The following is a 25,869-nucleotide window of genomic DNA, read 5'->3' on the forward strand; positions in this document are numbered from 1 at the left end:
CCCTTGCGGTCATGGACGGTGGCGCTGTCCTTGTCCATGCCTCCGGCCGCAGCGATCTCAGGCTGCCGTGGCGAGGTGCAAGGCCAGGACGGCCTTGACGATGTCGGTGATGCGGGTGGTGCTGCAACGGAGTTTGCGCAGGAGCCGCCAACTCTTCAGGGTGGCGTGCTCCAGCGGCCCCGGTAAGGCACCCGGATCGTCCCCAGAGCTCCCTGATATCCCTTGTCGGCCCACGTCGGGATGCCGGCTTGGGTGAGAGCTTCGATGATGCCGTGGGTGCGTGCGGCCTTGATGTCGTGGACGGCACCTGGCAGGGCAGGTGAGGCCCAGAGCAGGCGCCCGAACGCGTCGGCGATGACCTGGACGTTCATGCCCCGTGGCGCTTGTGCTTTCCAGAGTAGTAGGGGCGGTCGGCGGCAATGCGGTCGATGCGCAGCAGGGCGATCCGGAAGCCGGCCGCGAGCTGGGCGTACGTGTGCCCGCAACGCAGATGGGCCAGCGCGAGCAGAGCCTGTCGGTCCGCGGTCAGGCGGCGCCGGCGCGTGCCGCGCTCACGCCGCCGGGCTCTCAGCACGTCGGACAGGTAGCGCAGGGTCGAGTTGGACTGATCGATCCCCGATGGGTAGACAAGCACGTGAAGCTCCGGGCGGACAGGTTGATCTTGGTCGACAACCCATCTGCCAGGAGCTTCACCTTTTCCTCAACGCGGCCTTCAGCCAACCGACGTGCTACGCAACCAGGTTGGAAAAGCCTCACTGACTTCCTGACTGGTCAGCTTAGAGTCGACAACCGAACAGCACTGAACTAGCTCAACACCGAATTTCTCCAGACGCGAGTCACTATCGCCGGATGCAAACCTTGCTGAGACGTCCACGTTGACGGTTCTCCCTTTCGGAGCGTGGCAAGCTCTCGAAAGGCGCTCGCCAACCGCTGATTGGAAGCTTCCGGTGACGCTCAGCGCAGTGGAGTCGCTGCAAATTCCCATGCCTTCAGCCTAGAAATTGCACACTCTCCGCGCACCTCGTCTAAATCACCGGTGCGACGAAGTCGTGGGTGCCGCCGGCGGAGTCGGTGCGGATCAGCGTCCGCCGTCCGCGCCGGTACTTCTTCGGCAGCTGGGCCAGGGCCAGTTGGGTGGTGGTGACGTGGTCTGCGGCCGTGTTCGAGCCCGCGTTCCCCGGTCGTAGGAGGGTTGCGACCGGTTCTCCGGTTCCGCCGGGGCCGTGGTCGACGAAGGCTGTCAGGGGGTGATGGCCGTAGGTCTTCTTCCAGGTCGCGGCTGCGTCCTGCTTGTCGGAGTGCGCGATGACGAGGACACCGTCGAGGTCGACCGTGACCTGTCGATCAGCGTCCGGGGCCTTGTTGCCCGCCAACAACCAGACTCTGTTGCGGACTTCGGCCCGTGCGGACCGGATGGCCTGCAGCGCCCTTTCGCCGGAGGCGGCGAGGGTGTCGATCAGCGGGAGACCGTCGGGTCGGAAGCCACCGGCCCGAAGACGGCAGGCTCGCACTGCAGCATCGCGACTTCCGCGAGACAGTCCCTGCCCAGCGCGACCGCCAGCGCGAGGTCCAGGAAGATCTTTCCGGGATCGTGGACGGCCCGCGGCTTTCGCCAAGGCGTCAGTGTTGCGGATATCGCACGGTCAAGGCCGGTCTTGCGGACCGTGTCCAGCAGCAGGACCGTACCGGCCGGGCGAGACCACCTGCCGACCGTCTCCCAGGACACGAACACGCGGGTACGACGGGATAGGCTCTCTCACCTGGAATGTGCTCTTTTATTTGCATCCAACAGGACCCTCGGCAAGTCCCATCGTTGCAGGTCAAGGGCGCTTTCCGTGTTTCTGATCAACTCCTGGACAGCTCACCTCATGAAAGCGCGAGTCTAGTGTCCTGCGCCTGAAATTCCTAGGTAGTTCCGGCTGAGTTGCGGACGGTCAACATGCCTTGCCGACGACCGAAGTTGCGCCGCCAGGACGAGGCGGATCTACCGACGGATTACTGGCGCGGGACACTAGAGATCTTTAAGGGTGCGGGTTACGCGGAGGCGTGACGGCTGTCGTGGGCCGCGCTATGCCGGGAGGATGAGGTATCCCGATGGCGGTGGATTGACGGCCGAGGAACGGGCTCGTCGTGAGAGAGTCCGGCTCGCTGCCGCTGACCTGATCGAAGCTGGGGCCAGTGACTGGGAGGTGGCCCGGCGGTTTAGGGTGACCCGGGTGTCGGCGAATCGCTGGCGGCGGGCGTTGGCTTCGGGCGGTCGGCAGGCCCTGGCTTCCAAGGGCCCTGGCGGCGCCCGCTGCAAGCTCGACGCGGGACAACTCCGCGTTTTGCAGGCAGTGTTGGATGCTGGCCCGGCTGCTTCCGGCTGGGCCGACCAGTGCTGGACGCTGTCGAGAATCGCCGAGATCGCGCGCCGCCGGTGCGGCGTCACTTACACCCTGGCCGGGCTGGATCTGCTGCTGCACCGCATCGGCTGGAGCGTGCAGGTCCCCTCTCGCAAGGCCACGGAGCGGGACGAGGCGAAGATCGCGGCCTGGAAGGACGAGCAGTGGCCCGTCATAAAGAGAGTGCGGCGGACTTGGGCGCCTGGGTCTGTTTTGAAGACGAGGCCGGCCAGGGCCTGAGGCCGCCCAAGGGCCGTACCTGGGGCCGCCGAGGCCGCACCCCGGTGGTGCGGGTCACCGCCGCAGGCACCAAACGAGTCTCCATGGCGGCACTGATCTGCACCAAAGACGGTCATAGGCCTCGGCTGATTTACCGGATCCACCTGGACCGTGGTCCCGCCAGGGGCCGGCGCAAGGGTTTCACTGAGACCGACTATGCCCGCCTGCTGGATGCCGCGCACCAGCAGCTCGGCGGCCCCATCGTTTTGGTGTGGGACAACTTGAACACGCACGTCAGCCGCACTATGCACGAGCTGATCGGCGCCCGATTATGGTTGACCGTCTACCAGCTGCCGCCGTACGCTCCCGAGCTCAATCCCGTCGAGGGCGTGTGGTCTCACTTGAAGAGGTCACTGGCCAATCTCACCAAACACAGCCTCGACCAGCTCACTGCGCTGGTGAAGACGCGGCTGAAGCGGATGCAGTACCGCCCCCGCCTCATCGAGGGTCTCATCGCCAAGACCGGACTGGACCTGCAACCGCCGTAACCTCAGCCGTTGCAAACGGCCACGCCCGATACCGCTGCCTGCCACAGGCTTGGCGCCCGCTGGGGCACGGTGACAGCTGAGTACGCATACTCATGCGACCTCTCCCTCCCGCCGTCCACAGTGGTCATGGACACGGGAGGGGGCGAACAGCGGTGGGGCATCGACGTCGTACCAGAGCCATGCTGGGCATGGTGTGCAGCGTGGCGCTGCTGGCCGTATCCGCCTGTTCGCAGGACGGCGCCACCAGCCCGAAGACTGTCCGCAAACTCGCTGGAAGCGCCGAGGCGGTCAAGGCCCGAGAGCAGGTGGAGCAAGAGATCCGGAAGACCATCATCGACTGGGATGCCCACACCGCGCTCACGCTTGGGCTGGTCACCGTGGACGACTTATGCGTGGGTGGTCGGGCGAAGGAGTTGTTCTTCCAAGACGGGGACGACCGGTACAAAATCCGCTGCACGATGTACGTCAACGCCTACTTCGGCGCCAGCCCACAGCATGTGTCCGACACGATCGACAGCATCCTCACCGCAGGCGACCCCGACGGCTCCCCGATTCCCTTCGGCCACGACTTCATCTACGCGACCAAGGTCGTTGACTACTACCGGGGCAAGACAGGTGACCCGCAGGGTCCAGGCACTGGTGAGCCGAACGAACTATTCAGCGCGGCTACGGTCACGCTCAACTGGGACCAGGTCCGCCAGAACGGAAAGCGTGAGCTGATCGAGGAACTACCTGCATGCTCCCCCAGCGATCCACCTGTCCATCGGTGCCTGCGTGAGCCAGCCTCCACCAGCGTCACGAACCTGCGACGCAAGTACGGCATGGTGTTCAAGCTCACCTTCCCCGCCAGGGACTACTTCATCGTGTACAAAGACGGCCGAACAGTCAGCCACTGATGCGGGAACCGATCGCCTAAAACTCGAGCGGGCAGCTCCTCACGGCATGCACGAAAGCCGTCCCGCCCCGACGTAACCCACACCGTTAAAGATCTCTAGTGCAGCGCCGGGTTGATCCTTCGGGGGTTCATGCGGCTTTGAGTGGGCTGCCGTCGTAGGTCCAGCGGGAGGCCTTGGCGTCGTGTTCGTCGTAGGCCAAGACGAAGGTGTCGATGGCCGCGGCCAGTTCGTCGCGGGAGGCGAACTGGCCGCGGCGTAGTAGACGTCGGGTCAGGGTGGAGAAGAACAGATCGACTTGGTTGAGCCAGCTGGCGTGTTTGGGGGTGTGGTGGATGTTGAAGCGGGGACGGGTGGCCAGCCGGGCCTTCGTCTTCTTCGCGACGTGGGATGAGCCGTTGTCTATGACCAGGTGGATGCTGGTGCCGGCGGGGATGGACTCGTTGAGTTGGCGTAGGAAGCCGATGAAGGTGTCGGCGTTGTTGCGGTCGATGCTCTCGGTGAGGACTTGGCCGGTGTGGACGTTCAGGGCGGCGATGATTGAGACGGCGCCGGGGCGGATGTACTCGAACTCCCGGCGGGTGCGCTGCCCGGGGCGGCCGGGCTGGTCGGGGTGTTTGCGGGAGCGTGCGCCAGGATCCGTCCGACCCGGGAGGCGGAGACCGCTAGGCCGGAACGGCGCAGGTGATCGGATAGCAGTCGGTGGGTCCACACGGTGTCGGCGGTCGGCGGTTGGCCGGTCGCGGCGGCGATGACCTGCAGCTTGTCCTCGGCGGACAACCGGGGCCGCCCCAGCGGCCGGGGCCGGTCGACGAGCGCAGCCAGCCGCTCGGCGGTGAACCGCTTGCGCCAGGAGCGGACGGTGTCCACATGCCGCCCGGCCGCGCGGGCCGTGGCGGCGTTCGACATTCCCTCGGCCAGTGCCAGGATCACCGAAGCCCGCTGCACCTGCCCGAACGGCGCGGTGCGGTGCGCGAGTCTGCCAGGCGTTCAAGCACCTCACGCTCGGCCTGGGTCAGTTCGATCGTGAACGGACTGGTCAGCCGCATCGCCCCACCCCGAGATCAGCTTATTGAACCGCTGATCATTGCGTGGTCAGGGTGGTGCGTGCCGTCGCCGGGGGGCGGATCAGGCAAGCTGGGCGGCATGGCCAGCTCGAACACCGTCAAGGCGGCAGCCTTGCAGCAGCGTCTGACTGCCCATGCCGCCCGCTGGCCACAGATCACCGAGATCAAGGTCCGCTGGCGGGCCGGATACGCCTACATCGACGCCGTCATCGCCTCCGCGCCCGCGATCAACTGCTGTGCGGGATCGGGGTCGTCGGCGTTGCACTGCTCCTCGCCGCCGTCCACGCCGTCGAAGACGCGCAGTTCCTTGTAGGTCGAACCGGCGGCCTCGAACGCCTGCTCCGCGTCGGACATCGCGCTTCTGCGACAACACGTCGTCCTGATCGCGTACTTGAGGCGACACTGTTCCGATCAGACCGGATCAGACCGCGTTCCCGTGGTGATCTCCGGCTACGCGAATCATGCCGGCCCCTTCAGCTCCCCAGCCGGGTACGGATGAAGCGTACCCAGTCGTGAGGAGTCTCGGGTTGCCGGTCCGAGGTCACAAAATTGTCCCCGCCAGGGGGGTGTTTCTGTTGGGCCGCAGCACCGGATCCGGGGTGCGCAGGGGGCCGGTCAGGCGGCTCAGCGCGGCGACGGCCAGAGCGCAGGCGAAGGCGATGATGTGGCCGAGGTCCCAGATGGTGTGGCTGGTGACCATCGGGGTGAGGAGGATGGCCAGCAGGAGCACGGCGGCGATCATCCGGACCCGCCCGCACATGGCCAGGACGGCGGCCGCCATCCCCGCCACGAGCATGTAGCTCACGCCCACGTCGGTGGCGTAGATGAGCTTCTGCGGAGCGTTGCCGTGATTGATCGCGTGCCGCAGTACGGCCTGGGTGAGCAGGGAGCCGAAGACGTGACCGGATGCCGCGATGACGAGCAGGCGCGGAGTGCCGTAGCGGCGCTCGGCCCAAGCCACGACGCCGGCGAAGCCGACGACGCACACGATGAGGCCGTCGCCGTGGTCGGCGACCCAGAAGGCGCTGGTGGCCAGGACGCTGACCGTGTGGTTGCTGAGGTGGTAAAGGTTGGTGCTGTCGACCGTGGTCATGATGTCGATGAGGCGTGGCGGGGCCGTCTTCTGGACGAGGGTGAAGCAGGTGAAGACGGCGATGTAGCCGAAGGTCGCGGGGGCCGACAGGACCCAGGCGTGCAGCCCCCGGGTCCACGGCGTGAGCCGGTCCACGAGGCGTTGTGCGGCGGGGTGGCGGTGGCCGACGGCCTTGAGGAGGTACCACAGGACGGCGGCTGCCAGGAGGGTGCGGGTCATGTGCTTTCTGTTGGTGGCGCGTTGGTAGGCAGGCGGACCGTGAAGGTGGCGCCGCGCTCGTGTCCGTCGTGGTCGCAGGTGGTGTGGGTGATGGTGATGGTGCCGCCGTGGGCGGTCGAGATGTCGCGGGCGATGGACAGGCCCAGGCCTGTGCCGGTGCTCTCGCCGGCGTGGCGGGTGCGGGCGGCCTGCAGGCGCACGAAGCGGTCGAAGACGCGGTCGCGGTCGGCGGGCGCGATACCGGGACCGTCGTCGGCCACGGTCAGGACGGCGGTGTCCGGGTCGTCCTGGGCTACGGTCACCTCAATGTGGTGGTTGCCGTGACGGTCGGCGTTGTCGAGCAAGTTGCGGATCAGGCGGGCTAGTTGGTCGGGGTCGCCGGTGACATGTACCGGCCTGGCTGCACGGAGTTCGACGGGGACACGGGTCGGTGCGGCGCTGATCGCGGTACGGGCGAGGGCTGCGAGGTCGACCGGCTCACGGTGGCGCAGCAGGGTGTTGTCGTCGGAGCGGGCCAGCAGCAGGAGTGCTTCGACGAGGCGTTGCAGCCGGGTGGTCTCGGTGACGGCGCGGGTGGCCAGTTCGGGCCAGGGGGCACGGTCGGGGTGGGCGAGCCCGACTTCCATCGAGGTGCGTACGGCGGCCAGGGGGGTGCGCAGTTCGTGGGAGGCGTCGGCGACGAAGCGGCGTTGCCGGTCGGCGGACGCCTCCAGGCGGTCGAGCATGCCGTTCAGGGTGTGGGTGAGGCGGCCGATCTCGTCGTCGCTGCCGGATTCGGGGATGCGGCGGTGCAGGTCGCTGCCGGTGATCTCGGCGGCCTCGGCGCGGATGCGTTCGACCGGGCGCAGGGTGCGGCCGATCAGCAGCCAGGAGACGCCGATCGCGCCGAGGAGGATCAGGGGCAGGACGTACAGCAGATGCCCCTGGATGTCCTGGTCCAGGTATGCGAGCAACTGGGTGGAGCCGCCGACATAGATGACAACGGGCTCGCGTCGGGTCGCATAGCGCTGGGCGATGACCCGTTCGTCCCCGCGCCCCGGCGCACCGGGTGCGGACTGGGGTGTGGTGCTGCCGGCGGGGAGCATGTACAGGGCGGGCTGGCCCGCGACATTGACGGTCGAGGTGACCACGGTGCCGGAGGAGTCGACGACCTGGGCCCAGATGCTGGAGTCACCGGGGGCGGCCGGCAGGGGGTTGGGGAGTGTGCCTGCGGTGGCGGACTGTCCGATGGAGTCCCCGTAGGCGTTGAGTGTGGTCAGGACGTTCGACCGCACCGAACTGACCATCGTGAACGCGAGGACGGCCGTGACCAGCGCGACGGTCACCGTGATGGCGAGGGTGGCCAGGAGGGTGAGCCGCAGGCGCAGCGAGCGGTTAGGGACGGTGCGGGTCAATGCGGTACCCCGATCCTCTGACCGTCTCGACGGTGCGGACGCCGAACGGCTGGTCGACCTTGCGGCGCAGGTGGTGGATGCGGACCTCGACGACGGCCGGGTCGGCCTGGGAGGCCATGTCCCAGCAGTGCTCGAGCAGTTCGGTCTTGGAAACCACGCGGCCGTCCGCGCGCAGCAGGTACTCCAGGACGGCCAGTTCGCCGGGGGTCAGTGCGATGGACTGAGCGGCGCGGCGCACCGTGCGGGTGGCGGGATCCAGGGTAAGGTCGCCGGCCTGCAGCAGGGCGGGGCGCGGGGGTGCCGCACGCCGCAGCAGGGAGCGGATGTGGGCGAGCAGGACGGGGTACTCGAAGGGTTTGGTGAGGTAGCCGTCGGCGCCCAGGTCCAGGCCCTCGGCCTGGTCGAGGGGTGCGTCCATCGCGGTGAGCATGAGGATCGGCGTCCAGTTGCCGGCCTCACGCAGCCGGGTGCAGATCTGGTAGCCGTCCAGGCCAGGGAGCATGACGTCGAGGACGATCAGGTCGAAGTCGTGCGCGGTGGCCTGCCACAGCCCTTCGGCGCCGTCGGTCGCCAGGTGCACGGTGTAGCCCTCGGCCCGCAGTCCCCAGGTCAGGGACGCGCCGAGGGCTTCGTCGTCTTCGATCACGAGAAGGTGCATGCGGTTACGCCTTGGTGTTGGAGCAGCGTGCTCCGGTGGTCGCCGGGGTCCCGGCGCTCTTGGACAGGCTGGTGGTGCGGGGGACGGAGAACTGGAGAACGAGTCCCCTGCCGTTGGGGTGCGCGGCGGTGAGCCGGGCGTGGGCGGGCAGGTCGGGGAGGCGGACGGTCCGGGCCTTGAGGCTGGTGGCAAGGCCGGTGGCGCCGGGCATCGACGACAGGTCGCTGACCGGTATGGCCTGGCCGAGCGAGGAGACGCTGGTCGGGGTGATGGTGAGGCTGTCCGCTGTGGTGGTGATGCCGGTGTGGACGGTGATGGGCAGTCCGAAGTGTCCGGTGGTGCCGGTGAGGGTGAGCCCGCTCCTGTCGGCGCCCACGGTCATGCCCGATGCGGTGGTGCCCAGGTGCTGTTGGAGTGCGGTGTAGGCAATGATGGCGGTGGCCGATCCGCCGTCGGTGGCGCCGTGGGTGGTGACGTGGTGCAGGACGGCGTCCACGTTCATGTCGGTGTCGGCGCTGTGGATGCCGTCGGCGGTGATGTGGACCGTCCCGAGGTTCCCGTCCAGGACCTGCAGGCCCGCGAGGGTGTCGGTGAGTTCGGCGGTGACCGGCCCGGTGGGGTGCAGGCGGCAGGTGATGGCCCGCACGACGCGCTGCTGAGCGGTGTGCCCGACCGCGGCATCCGCAAGGGCTGCGGCGGCCACCGTTGCGGTGAGGCAGATCGTGATGATCAGAGGTGTGCGGCGGATTCTCACGAGGTGGCGCTTCCGTTTCTGGGCGGGCGGTGGAGTCAGGGGACCGGCGCGGTGGTCGGGACCCGCGGCGGCTGTGCCCTTCCGGTCGCGCCCCATGGGCCGTGTTGGGCCGAGAGCGCCGGCCGAGCGGGGCGAGGCCCTCGGCGCGACTTCCCCGGGGGTGGCGGGAGGCGCCGAGGGCCTCGTCGGCCTCGATCACGAGGGTGCACATGGCTCAAGCATGCGCGGACGGGCGGAGGTCCGCCGGGATGAGTGCGTTGTCGTCCCTGTCGTGGTCGTGGCGTTGTGGTTCCTCGCCGGGGACGGTGGGCTTGATCCGCAGCAGGCGGGCGGCCCAGGTGGGCAGGTACCAGTTGGCCTTGCCGAACAGCACCACCAGGGCGGGCGTGAGCAGGGTGCGTACGACCAGGGCGTCGATCAGGATGCCCGCGGCCATGCCGGTGGCCATCATCTTGATGGTCACGTCCGGGGTGGAGGACAGCGAGAGCAGGGCGAGGAAGAGGATCAGGGCGGCACTGGTGACCAGGCGTCCGGTGCGGCTGACCCCTTCGATCACGGCGTTGTTGGTGTGTCGGGTCCGGTCGTAGGCCTCGCGGACGCGGGCCAGGATGAACACCTCGTAGTCCATCGAGACGCCGAAGAGGAATCCGAAGAGCAGCATGGGGACGAAGGGACTGATCGACCCGGTGGCAGGGATGCCCCACAGAGCCTGGGAGCCCCAGCCGTGCTGCCAGATGATCACCAGTACTCCGTAGGCGGCGCCGACCGAGAGCAGGTTCAGGGCGACGGCCTTGGCGGGCAGGAGCAGCGAGCGCATTCCGCGGGCCAGCAGCAGGAAGGTCACCAGGGCGACCACGGCGAACAGCACGGGGAACCAGCTGGACATGATGTGGCTGACATCCGTGGACTGGACGAGGTTGCCACCGATCCGGGCGTTGTGTGGCACCGCGCCGCGCAGATCGGAAAGGGCGGATCCGGCGTGCGCGGTGCCGATCTCACTCTTCGGCAGCGCCATGATCACCGAGCTGCCGGGGTGGTGCCAGGACGGGGTGTCGGCGACCAGGACGCCGTGGATGTCGGGCAGGCCGCGCAGCGTCGCGGCGGTGGCCGACGGGTCGGTGCCCGCCGGGAGCTGGATGGGGACGGAGGTGAGCACCCCGGTGGGGAACCCATCGTGCTGGAGGGCGAGCAGTCCCTGCTCGGCGGGGCCGTTGGCGGCCAGCGAAGTGGAGGCGGGGGCGGCGCTGTTGAGGGTCAGCCCGAACGCGCACAGGGTGCCCAGGATCGCCGTGCCCAGCAGAGCCGCGGCCTTGGGCCGGGCCACGATGGTGCGCGCGGTGCGGGTCCACATCGCGCCGGGGCCGGTGCTCTTGCGGCGGCGCAGGCGGATCTTGTCCAGGCGCGGGCCGATCGTGGAGAGCAGCAGCGGAATGGTGGTGAGCGCGACCAGGGCCGCGATGGAGGGGATGAACAGGCCAGACAGGCCGACCCCTTGGAGGAAGGAGACGGGCACAACGATCAGCGCGAACAGGCCGAGTGAAGCGATCAGTGCGCTGAAGGCGACCGAGTGCCCGGCGCGGTGCAGCGACCGCAGTACGGCCTGCTGGTTGTCGGCGCCCTGGTCGCGTTCCTCGCGCCAGCGGTTGACCAGCAGGAGCGCGTAGTCGACCGAGAGCCCGAGTCCGAGCAGGGCGACGATGAACTGCACTGAGGGGTTGATGGCGGTGTTCGTGGCGTACGTCAGGCCCCAGATGGCCAGTTGCATGGTCAGTACGGACACGATGGCCGACAGCAGCGGCAGCACGGCCAGCGCCGAGCCGAAGACCCAGGCAAGGACCAGCAGCGCGAGGCCGACACCGACCAGCATCTCGGTCAGCACGCTCGAACCGGAGCTGGTCCCGCCGGAGCTGAGCTGCTCGATGCCGGTCTGGTGCACCGTGGCGCCCGGCACCGCGCGGGTGATCGCGCCACTCATGGCGTCGAGGACCTGCGGGGCGGCCGGGTCACCGGCCTGCGGCGGGTAGACCATCACCAGGGTGGAGGTTCCGCCGGTGCCGACCAGGGCGCGGTCCGCGGTATTGGCGTACGAGAGCTCGCGCACCCCCGGCACGGACACGGCGACCTTGCCCGCCGCATCAAGACCCGCCTTCACCGCGGAGTTGTCCGCGGTGGTTCCCTTGGGCAGATCGACGACGAGGACGCTGGGGTTGGCGCCTGCTCCGCCGTACTCCTTCTGCAGCGCGACGTTGGCGTGGTAGCTGGCGGTGTTCACGGTCGTGCCGCTCTTGAGGCGACCGGCCACATGCGGCGCCATCAGCACGCCCACCACGGTGAGCGCGACCCAGGCCAGGGCCACCCAGATCCGATGCCGCATGACGAATGCGGCGAAGCGTTCCACGAGATCCACCTCCACGAGCGGGCCGGACACACACGAGGCCGGCGACGTTTCAGAAGGTAGGAACGCCAACCTTTCGATTCGCTTAACCACCGGCTCTCGCGCAGCGGCGCTGTTTCGGGAAGGTTGGAGGCAGATCGCCGAGGGGTTTCGCAAGTCTTGACACCCCCAATCACCAGTGCTGCCATAGCAAACACCAAAAGCCAGGCCACTTTGCTCACTCCAGGCGAGTCTCACGGCTCTTCTGCTATAGCAAATAGAATACTCCGAAAGAGGTCATCATGCGTGCCCGCACCTCCCGCTCCGCCGTCCGCCTGGCCATCGCCGCCGCAGCGCTCGGCTCCGTGCTCGTCGGCTGTTCGTCCGCCGGCACCAGCAGCACTCCGGCCGCCACGTACCAGAAGCCCGCCGCTCCGGCGGCCGTGGCCGACCTGGTGGCCAAGTCGCACCATGAGTCCGGGCTGATCATCTACGGCAATACGCCTGCCGCCGTCATCAAGCCGCTGCTCAATTCGTTCACCAAGGCCTACCCGTGGATCAAGCCCGGGTACTCGCAGCTCTCGGACAACCAGGTCTACAGCAAGTACCAGTCCGAGCATGCCCAGGGCGCCCACACCGCCGACCTGCTGATCTCCGACTCGATCCAGCAGGTCCTGCAGGGCACGAAGAACGGCCTGTTCGCAGGCGTCACCCCGCAGGGCCTGGCCGACTTCCCGGCCTTCACCAACCAGGGCCACGGCGTGTACGTGATGTCGCCCGACCCGGTGTTGGTGTCCTGGAACACCAAGCTGCTGTCCGGACCCAAGGTCCCCACCAGCTACGCGGAGCTCGCCGCGAGCGTCAAGAACGACCCGGCCCACTACCCGCTCGTCAGCTACTCGCCCAACAACCCGCTGGGCTATGAGGCGGTCTACGGTCTGGTCCACATCCTGGGCGCGGACACCGTCTACGCACACCTCGACGCCTACGGCCGGCACACCAAGACCCTGGACGAGGGCCTGGATGGACTGCAGTACATGGTGCAGGGCGGAGCCTCGGTCGGCTGGCTCTCCAGCGGACTGGCCCAGGCGATCATCCCGCAGTACAAGGGCCTGGCCGCCTACGGCTACATGAGCGACGCCACCCCGCTCACCCCGCGCCTGATCACCCAGACCACCGGCGCGGCCTCCCCGACCTCCGCCCAGTTGTTCCTGGACTACGTCTTCAGCACCGCCGGGCAGCAGGTCATGTGCGCGTCCGGGATGGAGGCGTCCATGAACAACTTCAAGCCCGCCACAGGCTGCACCGCGAGCCTGACCGAGCTGGCCAAGCACGTACCCGCCAAGACCACGTACCTCGTGCCGGTCTCCCAGGACGTCATCGACCAGCAGAAGGCCATCACAGACCGTTGGAACAAGGCCCTGGGGCGCTGAGCACCATGTCCCCGCACACGCTCGCCGCCGCCCCGGCCGCCCCGCGCGACCGTCGCCGCCGCCACCTCCCCGCCAGTCCCGGGCAGTACGCCGTGTGGGCCGCGGTCGCCGTGCTGACCCTGGCCCCGCTCGTCCCGCTCGTCGTCACCTCCCTGCGCTCACAGCCCTACTACCTGCCCGGCGGCGTGTTCAGCATCGACGCCTACCGCCAGCTGTTCGCCGATCCGGCCTTCCGTGAGGCCGCCTGGAACACCGTCGTCTTCGCGCTGTGCGCCACCGCTCTGGCCCTGCTGCTCGGCGCTGCCTTCGCCGTCCTGGTCGCCCGCACCAACCTGCCCGGCCGGCGCCGGCTGGGCCCGGCACTCCTCGCCCCGCTGCTGATCCCGCCGCTGGGACTGATCGTGGGTTGGGAGTCGCTCTACGGACCAGCCGGCTATCTGACCCAGCTGTGGTCGACGAACCTGCATCTGCCCGCCTGGAACCTCACCTCACTGCCCGGCATGTCCATACTCGGCGCCGTCGTCACCCTGCCCATCGCCTACCTGACGTGCAAGGCCGTCCTCGACGGCGCGGACGGCACCCTGGAGGACGCCGTCCGCGCCTGCGGCGGCGGCACGCTGCGGATCCTGCGCACGGTGACGCTGCCGATGCTGCGCACCGCGCTGCTCGACAGCGGCATGCTCATCTTCACGCTCTGCCTGGAGGTCCTGGGGATCCCACTGTTCCTGGGCCGCCCGGCGAACATCCAGTTCATCGCCAGCTACCTCTACGACACCTGGTCCAGCAGCACCGTGCCCGACCCTCCGATCGTCTCGGTCGGCGCGATCCTGCTGCTCGTGGTGGCCTCGGTCCTGTTGGTCATACGCGGCCGACTGCTGCGGCACGCGGCGCGCTACACGAGCGGCACCCGGGCCACCCCGCCCGCACGTCCCCTGGACCTGGGCCGCTGGCGCATCCCGGCGGCCGTGAGCATGACCGGCTTCGTCGCCCTGACCTGTGTGATCCCGCTGCTCGGCCTGGCGTTGATGTCGTCGGTCACCGACCTGACCACACTGGTGGCGCCCTGGCACCTGTGGAACGCCGCCAACTGGCAGGACATCTGGGACGACCCCGCCCTGCACCGCGCGATCACCAACAGCCTGCTCGTCGCCGCGATCGGCAGCACGGCCACCGTTGCCCTGGTGGCGCTGGCCACCGTCATCGCTCACCACTCCGGCTTCCGGCTGCGCCGCACCCTGCCCGCGCTGCTCGTCTATCCCCGGGCCACCCCCGGCATCGTCTTCGGTGTGGGCTTCTTCTGGCTGTTCCTGATCGTCCAGTGGCCAGGAGCGCTGCTCCGCAACAGCCTGTGGGGCGAGCTCCTCGCACTGAGCGTGCGCAACATGACCCTCGCCTACATCATCCTGGCCCCCGCGCTCTCCCGGATCAGCCCGGAACTGGCCAAGGCCGCCGCTGGCTCCGGTGCGAGCTGGTGGACCACCACCCGCCGCATCACCCTGCCCCTGCTGCGCCCCGCCCTGCTCAGCGCCCTGGTGCTGATGTTCGTGACCCTGGTCAGCGACTACGACCCGGTGGTCTTCCTGACCAAGCCCGGCACCGAACTGCTGGGCACCAGCATGCTCCAGACCTGGGGCAAGGGCCTGCCGGGCCCGGTCGCCGCGATGGCCGTGGTCCAAATCGTCCTCGTCGCCGTCGCCTTGTCCCTCGGCCTCGGGTGGACGCTGCGCAAGAAAGGCCGCCATGCCTGAGATCTCCGTACGCAAGCTGACCCAGACTTTCGGGACCACCCGCGTCCTGGACGAGGTCGGCTTCACCGTCCCCGACGGCGCGTTCGTCACCCTGCTCGGCCCCAGCGGCTGCGGCAAGACCACCACGCTGATGTCCCTCGCCGGCTTCCACACCCCCGACGCCGGCACCATCGCCCATGGCGACCGCTGCCTCTTCGACGCCGCCGCTCGCCGCAACGTCCCCGCCGAACAGCGGGAGTTGGGCGTGGTCTTCCAGTCGTACGCACTGTGGCCGCACCTGAGCGTCGCCGAGAACGTCGCCTTCCCCCTCAAGGTCCGCCGTACCGACCGGGCCGAGGTCAAGCGACGGGTCGGCGAAATCCTCGACCTGGTCGAACTCGGCCACCGTGCGGACGCCCACCCCTACGAGCTCTCCGGCGGCCAGCAGCAGCGCGTCGCACTGGCCCGGGCGCTCGCCCACGGCCCCAGCGCACTCCTGCTCGACGAACCCTTCTCCAACCTCGACGCCAAACTGCGCGAACGCGCCCGCGAATGGCTCGGTGACCTCCAGCGCGACCTGGGCATCACCACCGTCTTCGTCACCCACGACCAGACCGAGGCCCTCGCCATGAGCGATCAGATCCTGGTCATGAACCACGGGCGCATCGTGCGCGCCGGTACCCCCGAAGACGTCTACCGCCGCCCCGGCAGCCGCTTCGTCGCCGAGTTCCTGGGCCGCTGCAACTTCCTCACCGGGAAGGCCCGTTCAACCGGCACCGGAACCTGGCTCCTGGAAACCCCCGGCCTGAGCGGCGGCATCCCCTTCGACAGCGAGACCCAGCCCGGTCCCGGTCCGGTCACGGTGGCCCTACGTCCCGAAGCCCTCGCCGTCACCGCGCCCGTAACCGGTGCGCCCGCACCGGGATGGCCGGCTGACGTCATGTACTCCACCTTCCTGGGCGACCACTACCTCCACACCCTCCGGATCGGGCCCCAAACCCTGACAGCCCTCACCACCCACCCCCTTCCTACCGCCACAGTGCGGGTAGCCCTGGCCGCCGATGCCGCGAGCCTGGTCACCCAGGACAGCGCCCCGCACGACTCCATACAGCCCGCCCCGGTGCTGCACAGCGTGTGACTGCGTTGCGGTAGGGGGAAACGGGACGCCGGCCGCAGCCAGCGCCCCCGCGGTGACGTCCGCGGCGCCCACACAGGTACCGGGCGGGCCGACGAGCAGATAGGAGGCTGCCGCATCGTTCTCCCCAGGCGACTCGTCCACGTCACGGACGGCCAATGGGGAGTTCGCCGCGCAGCTGGCCCAGCTCGGCGCCGACCTCGCTAAGAGGTCCTAACAGAAGCTGTCGATCATGTGGCTGTCGGCCTGGTGGCTCGTTGGTCTTGTCGTGGGGGAGAGGGAGTCGCGTCCGTGGATCGTCTCGGACGAACTGTTGACGCTCATCGAGCCGTTGCTGCCCGAGCCGGGGCCGAAGCTGGTCGAGGGCAGGCCGCGGATCCCGGACCGGCAGGCCTTGTGCGGGATCCTGTCCGTGCCGCACACCGGCATCCAGTGGGAGTACCTGCCCCAGGAGCTGGGCTTCGCTCGGGCATGACGTGCTGGCGGCGCCTGGCCGAGTGGAACGAGGCCGGCGTGTGGAACGAACTGCATCTCGTGCTGCTGAAGAAGCTGCGGGCCGCGCAGAAGCTGGACTAGTCGCGGGCGGTGATCGACTCCTCCCACGTGCGGGCCGCTCGGCGCGGCCCCAAAGCGGGCCCGGCCCGGTCGACCGCGCACGACCGGGCAGCAAGCACCACGTCCTCACCGACGGGCAGGGCATCCCGCTCGCGGTGTCCCTGACCGGCGGAAACCGCGACGACGTCACGCAGTTGCTGCCCCTGCTGGACAAGGTTCCGGCGGTGGCCGGCGTCGTCGGCCGGCCCGGACGCCGACCCGACGCGCTCCTCGCAGACCGTGGCTACGACGACGACAAGTACCGCCGCCTGCTCTGGGCCCGCGGCCTCCGTCCGGTCATCGCCGAACGAGGACAGGAACACGGCAGCGGCCTCGGCATCTTCCGCTACGTGGTCGAGCGCACGATCGCCTGGCTGCTCGGCTTCTGCCGCCCGCGGATCCGCTGGGAACGACGCGACGACATCCACGAGGCCTTCCTCGGCCTCGCCACCTGCCTGATCACCCACCGCCACATCCAACGCCTTTGTCAGGACCTCTAAGCCCTGGACGCACCGTCATCGCCGTCCTCAAGGTCATCTCATTTCCGCAGAGGAGGCTGTCGGGGACCCTATGTAGGGTGCGCCGCGGGGGTGCACGATGTGATGTCTGGTCCCGCACGGTTGGGCGCGTCCTGTTCGGCCTGGCGGATCCACTCCAGCGGTAGGTATCCGCGCCGGTGACGGACGAGCTCGGCGAACGCGCGGGCGAGGTCGCAGGCCCGGGTGATGTCCGGGCAGGCGAACCGGACGTCCAGCAGCCTTCGGCGCTGGCTTTCGGTGAGGGTTTCGCGGGGACGCCTGATCCATGAGGTGATCTTGCGGGGGCTGGGGATGTCTGTCCGGACCGGAGGCGGTGCCCGCCCGCGGAGCGGCGAGGTGCTTGCGGACCACCTGGCGGCTGCCGCAGTAGCCGCGTTCGTGGATTTCCTGGATAAGACGGGTGCCGCTGACCTGGCCCTGAGCCTCGGTGGAGCGGGCGTTGCGGTATGCCGTGAACGGCTCCAGCACTCCGTTGGGACGGCGGTCGCGGGCGGAGGCCAGCAGTTCGTCGAGGTTGGCGTCGCGGAAGCGGCGTACGGTCTTGCGGTCGAGGCTCAGGCGCCGCGCGATGGCGCTGATGGTCCAGCCCCTCTCCACCAGGCGGTGGACGTCCGCGTAGCGGTGACGGGTCCGTTCGATGAGCTGGATGCGGGGCAGTTCCGGCACGGGCAATTCCATTGGGACCGGTTCCGGCACGGTCGGCTCCGACTCCGGCTCGGTATGTTTGCGCAGGCAGTTGGAGTGCTGGTGGCAGCTCTTCTCCACTGCGGCGGACAGGTTCTGAAGACCGGTCCGGCTGCCAGCGGTCGGTGACTTCGAGAGCGTTGGGGGCGACTTCCTTGATCGCCTTCGTGTAGGCGGTGGCCCGGTCGCGGCAGATGATCTCCGCGCGAGGATGTTCCTTGAGCCAGGCTGCGAACCTCTCCGAGGTGCGGTCAGGCAGCACGACCACGACCTGGCCGGCTTCGACGTCGACCAGGATGGTGCCGTAGGTGCAGCCCTTGCGGATGGCGAACTCGTCCACGCCAGGACCCGCGGGGCACGGCCCGGCGTCGGCGGAGCCGTCAGCGGCTGGAGCAGCCGGGTCCGGCCCGCGGCCAGCCGCAGCCGTGGGCACAGTCGGACCGCCGGCACCACCCCGGCGCCGGAGGAGTCGCTGACCCGCTCCACTCGCACATCGATCCCGGGCAACAGCACATGCTCGACCGTCTTGCTCACCACGGCAGGAAACACACTGCCGTGGCGAGCTCTCGCTCCCGCTCCTGACCTGGGGATGCACGGGACTGCGGCCAGGGCCTTGAAAACGGCTCTGGCCGCAGTTCCGTGAATGATCTTGGAGCGGCATGACCTGGCAACGGAGCGAGCAGAAAATCCCGGCCTCCGCGCCTCCGCGCGACTACTGTCCTGCTGGTAGATCGTCCGACCGACGAGGGGGCTGAGTCGTGCTGACCACTGCGCACCCTCCGTAGGTACCTCTGGAAAGCCCAGAGGGCCCTACGGAGGCTCTCGATGTCCCGAACCGTCCGCACAACTCCCAGGCGACTTCGTGTCCAAGACGTCGCTTCGGAGTCCATGTCCCTGTACGACCTGCGCTACATGCACGCTGAACTGGCTCAGGCCGCCCGCGAAGGCCGCCGCCCTGCCCCTACGAAGATGCTGCACCGGATCACCTCCTGGCAGTGGATGGTGCTCTATTGCAGAACGGGCTCGTTCTCTGCCGAGATCGCCATGGCTGAAAGGCGGGCCCGGCTCCAGGGTCGACTCGAAGCCCAGCGGATCCGCGGACTGCACCACGCCGGCCACGACCTTGGCGACGCAGATATCCCTGCGGTCCGCCACCGTCACGGCGGGCTCTGGAATGCTTGGTAGAGCACGAAGCGCCCAGGACTGACCGGCACATGCGAGCACATGAAGCGCCTACGGCGGGTCGACCAAAGGGCCTGCGCCTTCCTGTCCTTGTACCTGATCGCTGATCGCCGTCAGGCCGCTCACGGACTGCGGTCAGAGCCCCGAAATCGGCTCTGCCCGCAGTTCCGTGGAGCTCACGGCTGGGTGAGGATCCGGACCCGGAGGAGTTCGAACGAGGCTCGGCCGTACATAGCTCGCTTGAGTGTTTTCAACCGGTTTACGTGTCCCTGGGCGACCCCGGGAACTCCATGGCAAGGTCAGACCGTGGCTTTGTAGATGAGACAGAACACCGCATCTCGATGAGTCCTGGCAGCGGTTCCTGTTCAGCGAGGCGGAGAATGTCGGTGAGTTTTGACACCGCTTGGGGGTGCTCGGCTCCTTCCTCGGTGTCCTGATGGTGGCCGTCTTTGACCCGTGTCAAGGTCGTTCGTTCTCGGCTGCTGATGAGTCCCGCAGACCGCCGAGCGCCAGGACCGTCATCGCCACCGCGGCCCCCGCCACCACGCCGAAGCCGCCGTGTGCACCGCCCGTGTCGACCACCCGTCCCGCGACCGCCGCGGCGGCTGCTGATCCTGCGGCACTTGCGGAGTTGCCCCAGGTGAACGCCTGGGTGAGGACGGCGCGCGGGACCGACGACTGGGTGAGGACGGAGGTGAGGATCAGTAGGACCGGGACAGTGAGTCCGGTCAGGGCGAGGGTGGCGCCGATCGCGAGGGGCGCGTCGAGGATGGTCAGCGGGAGGCTCGCGAGGGCGAGGCCGGCGGCGGCTGCGGCCTGGTGGCGCCGGGGTGAGCCGCCGTGGCGCCATGCTCCGTAGGCCCAGCCACCCACCAGATTGGTGCAGTTGGAGGCGAAGTAGAGCGGCGCTGCCGTGTCCGGTGTGCCGCGTCCGACGGCGTATGCGGTGACGGACACCTGCATCGCGCCGAAGAACACCCCGAGCGTGAGGCCGAGCGAGACCTGCCGCAGGAATGCGGAGCGGAGCAGGGCGCGTCCGGCGTGCCGGCGTTCGGCGCGGCCGGTGAGGGGCGGCATGGTGCGGCGCTGGGCGGCGAGGGCGAGCCCGCCGCCGACGACGAGCGCGGCGGCGAGCAGCACCCCGGCGCCCGGGCGGCCCGCCGCACCGAGGATGCTCACCAGGGCCGGGCCGGCCAGGTAGGACACGCCGTTGGCGAGGGCCTCCAGAGCGAAGGCGGTGGGCAGCGCGGCAGCCCGTTCGCCGGACAGCAGGGCGGACCAGCGAGCGGCGGAAAGGGCACCGAGCTGGGGCAGCGTTGCCCCGACGAGCACTCCGGCGACGAGGTCCGGAACGGCGCCGGCCAGCAGCAGCGCCACGGCCCCGGCATGTGCGCCCAACGCGAAGGGAAGCACCCGCGCCTGCCCGAACCGGTCGACAAGGCGCCCGATCTGGGGCCCGGCGACGGCGTCTGCGACAGCGAAGGCGCCGGTGACGAGGCCCGCGGCGGCATACGAGCCGTTGCGTGCGTGCACCAGCCAGACGATGCCGATCCCCGTCATGGCGATGCCCAGACGCCCGACGGCGGCGGGAAGGAAGAAGGCCGCAGCACCCGAAGTGCGCAGCAGGGCACGGTAGTTCGCCGAAGCCGAAGGCACGGCGCATCCCTTTCGCCGCCCGGCGGGACGCGCCAACGGGGTCGTCGGCGTCCGGATGTGCCGACCCGTGGCTGCGCCTGAAGCCGTCCAGTGGTGGCGTGGAGCGGGGACGCGCACCCCACGCCGACTTCATCACCGGGCAGATGTCATGTGGTAGTTGATGACCTCCTTGAGCGTAGAGGAACGGCGCGCAGAAACGAACAGAGGAAGGGCCCGTTGTGATCGTCAGCCTGCGGCCTGTTCGGCCCTGGCTCGGGTCGGGGCGAGGCGGAAGGAGTCAGTGCCGGTCTCGATGATGTTCCCGCCGAAGGTGAGACGGTCGACGATGGCCGCGCAGAGCCGGGGATCGGTAAACGTTTTGGTCCACCCTCCAAAACTTTCGTTGGAGGCGATGGCGACGCTGTTCTTCTCCTCCCGTTCGGTGAGAACCTGGAACAGCAACTCGGCGCCGCGTTTGTCGAGTTCCATGTATCCCAGCTCGTCGATCGCGAGGAGATCGACGCGTCCGTAGCGGGCGATCGTCTTGGTCAGCTGCTTCTCGTCGGCGGCCTCTACCAGCTCGTTGACCAGCTTGGTGGCCAGGACGTACTTCACCCGGTAGCCGGCATCGCGGCCTCGGTTCCGAGCGCGATCAGCAGGTGGGACTTCCCCGTGCCGGAGTCTCCTATGAGGCAGAGGGGCAGGCCCTTCTTCACCCATTCGCAGGATGCGAGGGTGTGGATCACGGCCGGGTCGATGTTCGGGGTGGCGTCGAAATCGAATTGCCGCAGGGACTTTTCCCGGGGGAATGAGGCGGCCTTGATCCGGCGCTCGGAACGTCGGCGGGCCCGGTCGTCGCACTCGGCCAGCAGCAGTTCCGCGAGGAACCCGCGGTAGGTCATCTGGCCCTTGGCCGCCTCCTCGGCGATGTCGGCGAACTGACCCCGGATCGTGGGCAGTCGCAGTGCCTTGCAGGATGCTTCGATGGCCGCGTCGGCGGCCTGCTCGGTCAGGCCACGGTGGCGTTTGACGGTCACGGCTCTTCTCCCTCGGGGTTGGGCCGGCCGCCCGGCCGGCGTCGTCGCAGTAACTGGTCGTAGACGGCCACCGAGGGCAGCGGCCGGGTGTCCGGCGGCAGGTGCGCCAGCCTCCGCTCGGTCAGGGACGCGACCTTCGGATGCCCGAACCGGTCGGACTCCGGCCCTTCCGGCAGCACGGTCGGGGCGGTGGTGTCGTCGGCCTCCGCTGCTTTGCGGGCCTCCAGCGCGACCGCGTCCGAGGTCATCGCTCCCGCCCGCAGCGCCGCGGCGAGTCCGGCGACCAGGTGCTCGTGCGGCATGTGCCGGCCCAGCAGCAGGACCTCGATCAGCGCCCGGGTGCCGTCCCGGTCGCCGTGCGCCTTGCAGGCCGCCGCCCACCAGGCGTCGTGGACCGGGGTGAACTTCCCCGCCGAGCGGGCCTGTTCCAGCGCGGTCGATCCGGGCAGGGCTCCCGGTTTGCGGATCAGCGCCTCCAGATAGTGGTCCAGCACCCGCCGGGACCCGGCCTTGGTCATCAGCCGTTCGTGCCGGGCGACTTCGACTCCGTCGCGTAGACCACCAGCTCGGAGGCGTGCAGCATCACGCGCACCCGTCTCCCGATCAGCCGCACCGGCACCGAGTAATGGTTCGTGCGGACGCTGATCTGGCTGTAGCGGTCCACCCGCGGTGCGAACAGCCGGCCCGTCTCGAACGGCTCGACCGGCAACGGCTTCAGCAACGGCTGTTCCGCGGCGAAGTACTCGCCGACCGTCCGCGGGCGGGAGCGGATCCGCCGGGCGTCGTCCTCCTCGTCCCAGCGGTCGACCATCGCATTCAGCTCGGCCAGCGAGCCGACCTCGGGAACGGGGACGAAGTGGTTGCGGCGGAAGTAGCCGATCTGCCCCTCCACCCCGCCCTTCTCGTGAGCCCCCTCGCTGCCGGGGCGGCAGTAGAAGACCTCGATGCCGAAGTGCGAGCGGAACGCGGTCCACCGCTCCGTCTCCACCCGGGCCCGGTGAAGCCCAGCACCTGGGCGACGGCCGAGTTGAAGTTGTCGTAACGGACCTTGCCGGTCGGCACCCCGCCGAGCGCGCTGAGAGCGTGGACGTGCCCTTCGAAGAACGCCTCCTGGCCGCCGGAGGCGGACACCCGGTGCACCGCCTTCCCGGAGTACGACAGGCGGAACGAGAACAGGCTGCACTTGACCTGCTGGCCGGCCAGACGGATCGTCACGTCCCCGAAGTCGACCTCCGCCTCGGCGCCCGGCCGGTGGGACTGAGGCACGAACGCCTTCGCGATGCCCCGGCCAGCCGCGATCCGTATCTCCTCGCGACGCTCCGCGACGTAGGCGCGGACGGTCCCGTAGGTGATGTCGGCCGCGCCGTGCTCGGCCACCAGCCGGTCGAAGATCCGCTTGGCGGTGTGCTGTTGTTTCCGCGGCGCGGTGAGATCCGCCCGCAGCATCTCATCGACCAGCCCTTCGTAAGGGTCCAGCCGCGTCCTGCGCGGCTCCGGCCAGACCGAGGCCAGAGCCTTGCGAACCGTGCGGAAGCCCACCCCGTACTTATGCTGCAGGGCCCGGTTCGACAGCCCGGCCCGGGAATCACGACGGATCGCCGCGTACAGATCGACTTCGGACTTCGGCGGCATCCACGCCCCCTCACCACGCAGAGCACTTCGATGCTCCCACTGCAAGCACCCAGGTGGTGTCAAAACTCAGCGATGCCGCTCCCCGACAAGACCGGGTGCTGCCGCCGCTGACCGACAGACGGTGTCGCTACTTACGCACACAGCCAATTGCCTCAGAGACGTGTTGGGGATGTATGGGTAGGGATAAGCTGACCGGGTCCGAGGGGCGTCGGCACGACCTACCTTGCCTGGCATGCTTTCGCCATACGTTCCATGGGATCGAGGCCGCTCTGCGCAGCGGGAACGGACGGCTACCGACGCCGAAGCGCGTGATGGCCAGGAGCGGATGCGTCCGACGGTCGCGACTGACTGCCGGGTGGTCCCCGGCCTGCCACGACCTTTCACCATCAGGCCTGGCCGCCTCCTGACAGTCCGCTGTGCCAACTACTACGGGGGAGACGCCAGGTCGGCGACCCTCATGTCGGCTCGGATGCGCAGCACACGAGGGCGGTGTCGGAACCGCCCGAACTCGCGAGGGCCGGCTTGGTCGGCCTCGATTTCCACGACCACGTCGGGGATCACGGGCCGGTAGTGCACCGGATCGGCGCCGGGCAGTCCGCCCACGGTCCCGGGCAGCTCCGCCTCCGTGTCCCCGGCAGGCCGCAGCAGAGGGAGCAGCTCGTGGCGTACCGTTTGGCCGAGGGGCAGGCTCACTCCCACGGCCCGTATCCGGCCGCCGCGGTGCGGCAGGCCGAGGATGAGGCACTGCGTTGCGGGAGTACGGCCGCTCACCCCGAGGACTGCGGCCTCGCTGGTGTGCATCTGCCGCCACTTCAGCCACCCCGAGCCGCGCCCCGCGACGTAGGGCCGGTTGGGTTTCATCACGACGCCCTCGACGCCGCCCAGGGCGCCCACCCAGTCCAGGGCCGTCGCGACGCTGTCGGTGACCGGGACCGGGCGGATTGCGGGCGGTCCGCCCTCCAGCAGATCCAGCAGCCGGCCGCGGCGCTCCGAGTACGACTTCGGCCTCCAATCCGTGTCACCGACGGCCAGGACGTCGAAGGCGGCCAGGTGGACCGTGAAGCCCTCGTGGGACCGCGGGCCGCGTCCGGAACGGGACTGCAGCTTTCCGAACGCCAGCTCGCCGCTGTCGAGGACGGCCACCAGCTCGCCGTCCAGGACGCAGTCCGGCAGCGCGCGCGACGCCTGAGCGATGTCCGCGAACGAAGCGCTCAAGTCGGTGCCGTGGCGGCTCCACAACCGGCCCGCGCCAGCGAGAACCTGACAGCGCCATCCGTCGAACTTGGGCTCCAGGGCAGCGATGCTGGGGCCGCCACGGACTTGATCGACGGATTGGCACAGAGCCAGGGACGCGGGAAGGTCGAAGGGCGGCACGACATATCGGTACCCACCGTGCATCCGCAGCTGGGGCATGGGGGCGACGGTTCACCTGACCGGATTGCTGCTGCGCACCGTTGCCTGACTACACGATGACGCGGCCGCCGGACTCGCCGTCGGGTTTGGGCTGGCCGTCGCTCGGACCGACTGCATTCATGAACACGCCTGTGTCCGATGCCCAGTCCTGATCGTGGATCCCTACGAGAGGGAGCGGCTGGTCGAGATCCGCGACAACCTAAGCGATCGGATCACGGAAGCAGAAAGGGAGGGCTGGCTCGGCGAAGTCGAAGGTCTCTCGGTCAGCCGCGACGCCGCGGAAGGGAAGCTCGCGCAGCTGGATGCACGACAGAAGAAGAAGGACTCCCCGATATTCTTGGGCGTTCCCAGCTTCAGCCAGATCGCCGCTCGAATCAGCGATGCCACAAACACCACCTAACTGAGGCCATATGTCTGGGGCGGCCCGTGTCATCACGGGCCACCCCAGTGCAGCCCATGACAGCCGTCACTGCCATAATCCGCACCCTTGAGTACTTCTAGCGCTCAGCAGCGGTTCAGCCGGAATCGGCTTTTCTGAGGGAAGCGTTCTTGCTGCGGGTCAAGGAAGTCAATCAAGTCCATCAGGGCTACTTGCAGGTCTACCAAACGCGGATGCCGCCCCGGAAGTGAAGCCAGTTCGGCGACGCTGTCGGACAGTGATGCGAACCAGGCGGCGAACCCTGAGTCCGATTCCAGACGCGCACAGAACTCCGCATATCCGATGCAGCTATCAGCGTCATTGTCGCCCCTGATGACAAGTTCTCCAATGGCCCTCTGATCGCTGCGGAATAATCGAAAGTGCCGGTCTGGGTAAGCATCGTCATTCAGAACGTTGCTGATGCGCGTAAACAGTCTCACGATCTGACGGTTGGATTCTTGGTTGCCGAGATCAAGGAAAAAAATGCGGCGCCTCAGGATCTCAACCCACCCGAGGTACTCGGCGAGCACGTACAGGGTGCTGCGTACTGCGTACTGCTGGTCACGAGCTTGCACAAAGTGCACTCTCAGAAAGCCCTGGGCGGCAATGTTGTAGAGCCGCGACTGAAAATCGAAGGCAGCCCAAAGCAGCGGGTCACGAACCCGGCTCATGACGTCCTGCCGCTCGAGCATGCGAGCACGTTCGACCTTTTGCCGCTCCAGTTCGTCTTCGAGGAGGGAATTTTTCCTATTTGCCTGCGAACTGTAGGCCACGCTCGCCAGGGCCACAACCCCAGAAAGGGATGCCACAATCAGTTCCGTGTTCATGGCTTTGCAC

The 25,869-nt window shown here is 68.5% G+C and carries 19 protein-coding genes and 6 pseudogenes; 9 read left to right on the plus strand and 16 right to left on the minus strand.

Annotated features, from left to right (window positions below; genetic code table 11):
* Positions 1 to 57 precede the first annotated feature (57 nt).
* Positions 58 to 634 (minus strand): annotated as a pseudogene (locus ACIQTP_RS26760) (transposase family protein).
* Between the two features lie 403 nt (positions 635 to 1,037).
* Positions 1,038 to 1,760, minus strand: a pseudogene (locus ACIQTP_RS26765) (transposase); the annotation flags it as partial.
* 321 nt (positions 1,761 to 2,081) lie between these two features.
* Here ACIQTP_RS26765 and ACIQTP_RS26770 point away from each other — a divergent pair.
* The 3 genes from ACIQTP_RS26770 to ACIQTP_RS26780 all read left to right on the plus strand — a co-directional run bounded on the left by ACIQTP_RS26770 (position 2,082) and on the right by ACIQTP_RS26780 (position 4,047).
* Positions 2,082 to 2,624 (plus strand): winged helix-turn-helix domain-containing protein, encoded by a 543-nt coding sequence (locus tag ACIQTP_RS26770; protein WP_403404028.1) that lies wholly within the window; start codon positions 2,082 to 2,084, stop codon positions 2,622 to 2,624.
* Entirely contained in the window at positions 2,579 to 3,151 is a 573-nt protein-coding gene (locus ACIQTP_RS26775; protein WP_403404030.1) for a transposase, read from the plus strand. The genes ACIQTP_RS26770 and ACIQTP_RS26775 overlap by 46 nt, the downstream gene beginning before the upstream one ends.
* Positions 3,152 to 3,351: 200 nt before the next feature.
* Positions 3,352 to 4,047 carry a hypothetical protein gene (locus ACIQTP_RS26780; RefSeq protein ID WP_403404033.1) on the plus strand — a complete coding sequence of 232 codons (696 nt, stop codon included), beginning with the start codon at positions 3,352 to 3,354 and terminating at the stop codon, positions 4,045 to 4,047.
* Positions 4,048 to 4,174: 127 nt separating this feature from the next.
* Here the strand turns inward: ACIQTP_RS26780 and ACIQTP_RS26785 are convergent, their stop codons facing one another.
* The 8 genes and pseudogenes from ACIQTP_RS26785 to ACIQTP_RS26820 all read right to left on the minus strand — a co-directional run bounded on the left by ACIQTP_RS26785 (position 4,175) and on the right by ACIQTP_RS26820 (position 11,627).
* A complete protein-coding gene (locus ACIQTP_RS26785) occupies positions 4,175 to 4,756 on the minus strand; it encodes an IS630 family transposase (protein WP_403404036.1) in 582 nt (193 codons plus the stop codon).
* Positions 4,738 to 4,992: pseudogene (locus tag ACIQTP_RS26790) on the minus strand (helix-turn-helix domain-containing protein); the annotation flags it as partial. The gene ACIQTP_RS26785 and the pseudogene ACIQTP_RS26790, both read right to left, overlap by 19 nt.
* A gap of 311 nt (positions 4,993 to 5,303) precedes the next feature.
* Entirely contained in the window at positions 5,304 to 5,465 is a 162-nt protein-coding gene (locus tag ACIQTP_RS26795) for a hypothetical protein (protein WP_403404039.1), read from the minus strand.
* Between the two features lie 187 nt (positions 5,466 to 5,652).
* Complete coding sequence (locus tag ACIQTP_RS26800; protein WP_403404042.1) at positions 5,653 to 6,423, minus strand: rhomboid-like protein; 771 nt, start codon at positions 6,421 to 6,423, stop codon at positions 5,653 to 5,655.
* On the minus strand, positions 6,420 to 7,817 hold the full coding sequence (locus ACIQTP_RS26805) for an ATP-binding protein (RefSeq protein WP_403404045.1): 1,398 nt from the start codon (positions 7,815 to 7,817) through the stop codon (positions 6,420 to 6,422). The genes ACIQTP_RS26800 and ACIQTP_RS26805 overlap by 4 nt, the downstream gene beginning before the upstream one ends.
* Complete coding sequence (locus tag ACIQTP_RS26810) at positions 7,798 to 8,475, minus strand: response regulator transcription factor (protein ID WP_403404048.1); 678 nt, start codon at positions 8,473 to 8,475, stop codon at positions 7,798 to 7,800. Before ACIQTP_RS26810 ends, ACIQTP_RS26805 begins: the two co-directional genes overlap by 20 nt.
* Before the next feature lie 4 nt (positions 8,476 to 8,479).
* Positions 8,480 to 9,229, minus strand: a complete 750-nt coding sequence (locus ACIQTP_RS26815) for an LmeA family phospholipid-binding protein (protein WP_403404051.1) — start codon at positions 9,227 to 9,229, stop codon at positions 8,480 to 8,482.
* Between the two features lie 214 nt (positions 9,230 to 9,443).
* Positions 9,444 to 11,627: an MMPL family transporter gene (locus ACIQTP_RS26820; RefSeq protein ID WP_403404054.1), complete on the minus strand. Its 2,184-nt coding sequence runs from the start codon at positions 11,625 to 11,627 to the stop codon at positions 9,444 to 9,446.
* Between the two features lie 278 nt (positions 11,628 to 11,905).
* Here ACIQTP_RS26820 and ACIQTP_RS26825 point away from each other — a divergent pair, with 278 nt between their 5' ends.
* The 4 genes and pseudogenes from ACIQTP_RS26825 (at position 11,906) to ACIQTP_RS26840 (ending at position 16,992) form a co-directional block, all read left to right on the plus strand.
* Positions 11,906 to 13,036, plus strand: a complete 1,131-nt coding sequence (locus tag ACIQTP_RS26825) for an ABC transporter substrate-binding protein (protein WP_403404059.1) — start codon at positions 11,906 to 11,908, stop codon at positions 13,034 to 13,036.
* A 5-nt stretch (positions 13,037 to 13,041) separates the two neighbouring features.
* A complete protein-coding gene (locus ACIQTP_RS26830) occupies positions 13,042 to 14,784 on the plus strand; it encodes an ABC transporter permease (protein WP_403404062.1) in 1,743 nt (580 codons plus the stop codon).
* The gene (locus tag ACIQTP_RS26835) at positions 14,777 to 15,901 is read left to right on the plus strand and encodes an ABC transporter ATP-binding protein (RefSeq protein WP_403404065.1); all 1,125 of its coding nucleotides are present in this window, start codon (positions 14,777 to 14,779) and stop codon (positions 15,899 to 15,901) included. Before ACIQTP_RS26830 ends, ACIQTP_RS26835 begins: the two co-directional genes overlap by 8 nt.
* A 229-nt stretch (positions 15,902 to 16,130) precedes the next feature.
* Positions 16,131 to 16,992 (plus strand): annotated as a pseudogene (locus tag ACIQTP_RS26840) (IS5 family transposase).
* On the opposite strand, the gene ACIQTP_RS26845 reads toward ACIQTP_RS26840, so the two are convergent.
* The gene (locus ACIQTP_RS26845; RefSeq protein ID WP_403404146.1) at positions 16,952 to 18,376 is read right to left on the minus strand and encodes a transposase; all 1,425 of its coding nucleotides are present in this window, start codon (positions 18,374 to 18,376) and stop codon (positions 16,952 to 16,954) included. The pseudogene ACIQTP_RS26840 and the gene ACIQTP_RS26845 sit on opposite strands and share 41 nt — an antisense overlap.
* 227 nt (positions 18,377 to 18,603) lie before the next feature.
* Here ACIQTP_RS26845 and ACIQTP_RS26850 point away from each other — a divergent pair, with 227 nt between their 5' ends.
* Positions 18,604 to 18,900: a hypothetical protein gene (locus ACIQTP_RS26850; RefSeq protein WP_403404068.1), complete on the plus strand. Its 297-nt coding sequence runs from the start codon at positions 18,604 to 18,606 to the stop codon at positions 18,898 to 18,900.
* A gap of 456 nt (positions 18,901 to 19,356) precedes the next feature.
* On the opposite strand, the gene ACIQTP_RS26855 is transcribed toward ACIQTP_RS26850, so the two are convergent.
* From ACIQTP_RS26855 to ACIQTP_RS26870, 4 genes and pseudogenes are all read right to left on the minus strand, one after another.
* Complete coding sequence (locus ACIQTP_RS26855) at positions 19,357 to 20,553, minus strand: MFS transporter (protein WP_403404071.1); 1,197 nt, start codon at positions 20,551 to 20,553, stop codon at positions 19,357 to 19,359.
* A gap of 225 nt (positions 20,554 to 20,778) precedes the next feature.
* Positions 20,779 to 21,569: pseudogene (gene istB, locus ACIQTP_RS26860) on the minus strand (IS21-like element helper ATPase IstB).
* Positions 21,566 to 23,201, minus strand: a pseudogene (gene istA / locus ACIQTP_RS26865) (IS21 family transposase). Before istA ends, istB begins: the two co-directional pseudogenes overlap by 4 nt.
* 426 nt (positions 23,202 to 23,627) lie before the next feature.
* Positions 23,628 to 24,614 carry a hypothetical protein gene (locus ACIQTP_RS26870; protein ID WP_403404074.1) on the minus strand — a complete coding sequence of 329 codons (987 nt, stop codon included), beginning with the start codon at positions 24,612 to 24,614 and terminating at the stop codon, positions 23,628 to 23,630.
* A 154-nt stretch (positions 24,615 to 24,768) separates the two neighbouring features.
* Here ACIQTP_RS26870 and ACIQTP_RS26875 point away from each other — a divergent pair, with 154 nt between their 5' ends.
* Positions 24,769 to 25,014 (plus strand): hypothetical protein, encoded by a 246-nt coding sequence (locus tag ACIQTP_RS26875; RefSeq protein ID WP_403404077.1) that lies wholly within the window; start codon positions 24,769 to 24,771, stop codon positions 25,012 to 25,014.
* A 104-nt stretch (positions 25,015 to 25,118) separates the two neighbouring features.
* On the opposite strand, the gene ACIQTP_RS26880 is transcribed toward ACIQTP_RS26875, so the two are convergent.
* A complete protein-coding gene (locus ACIQTP_RS26880) occupies positions 25,119 to 25,859 on the minus strand; it encodes a hypothetical protein (RefSeq protein WP_403404080.1) in 741 nt (246 codons plus the stop codon).
* Positions 25,860 to 25,869: the final 10 nt, after the last annotated feature.

It is taken from the genome of Streptomyces sp. NPDC090798, from assembly GCF_044768965.1.
Lineage (GTDB): Bacteria > Actinomycetota > Actinomycetes > Streptomycetales > Streptomycetaceae > Streptomyces.

Coding starts and splice junctions, on each gene's coding strand:
- ACIQTP_RS26845 (WP_403404146.1), bottom strand. CDS start 18,376: ATGCCGCTCCAAGATCATTCACGGAACTGCGGCCAGAGCCGTTTTCAA.
- ACIQTP_RS26795 (WP_403404039.1), bottom strand. CDS start 5,465: ATGTCCGACGCGGAGCAGGCGTTCGAGGCCGCCGGTTCGACCTACAAG.
- ACIQTP_RS26810 (WP_403404048.1), bottom strand. CDS start 8,475: ATGCACCTTCTCGTGATCGAAGACGACGAAGCCCTCGGCGCGTCCCTG.
- ACIQTP_RS26830 (WP_403404062.1), top strand. CDS start 13,042: ATGTCCCCGCACACGCTCGCCGCCGCCCCGGCCGCCCCGCGCGACCGT.
- ACIQTP_RS26870 (WP_403404074.1), bottom strand. CDS start 24,614: ATGCCCCAGCTGCGGATGCACGGTGGGTACCGATATGTCGTGCCGCCC.
- ACIQTP_RS26850 (WP_403404068.1), top strand. CDS start 18,604: ATGTCCCTGTACGACCTGCGCTACATGCACGCTGAACTGGCTCAGGCC.
- ACIQTP_RS26800 (WP_403404042.1), bottom strand. CDS start 6,423: ATGACCCGCACCCTCCTGGCAGCCGCCGTCCTGTGGTACCTCCTCAAG.
- ACIQTP_RS26835 (WP_403404065.1), top strand. CDS start 14,777: ATGCCTGAGATCTCCGTACGCAAGCTGACCCAGACTTTCGGGACCACC.
- ACIQTP_RS26770 (WP_403404028.1), top strand. CDS start 2,082: ATGAGGTATCCCGATGGCGGTGGATTGACGGCCGAGGAACGGGCTCGT.
- ACIQTP_RS26825 (WP_403404059.1), top strand. CDS start 11,906: ATGCGTGCCCGCACCTCCCGCTCCGCCGTCCGCCTGGCCATCGCCGCC.
- ACIQTP_RS26880 (WP_403404080.1), bottom strand. CDS start 25,859: ATGAACACGGAACTGATTGTGGCATCCCTTTCTGGGGTTGTGGCCCTG.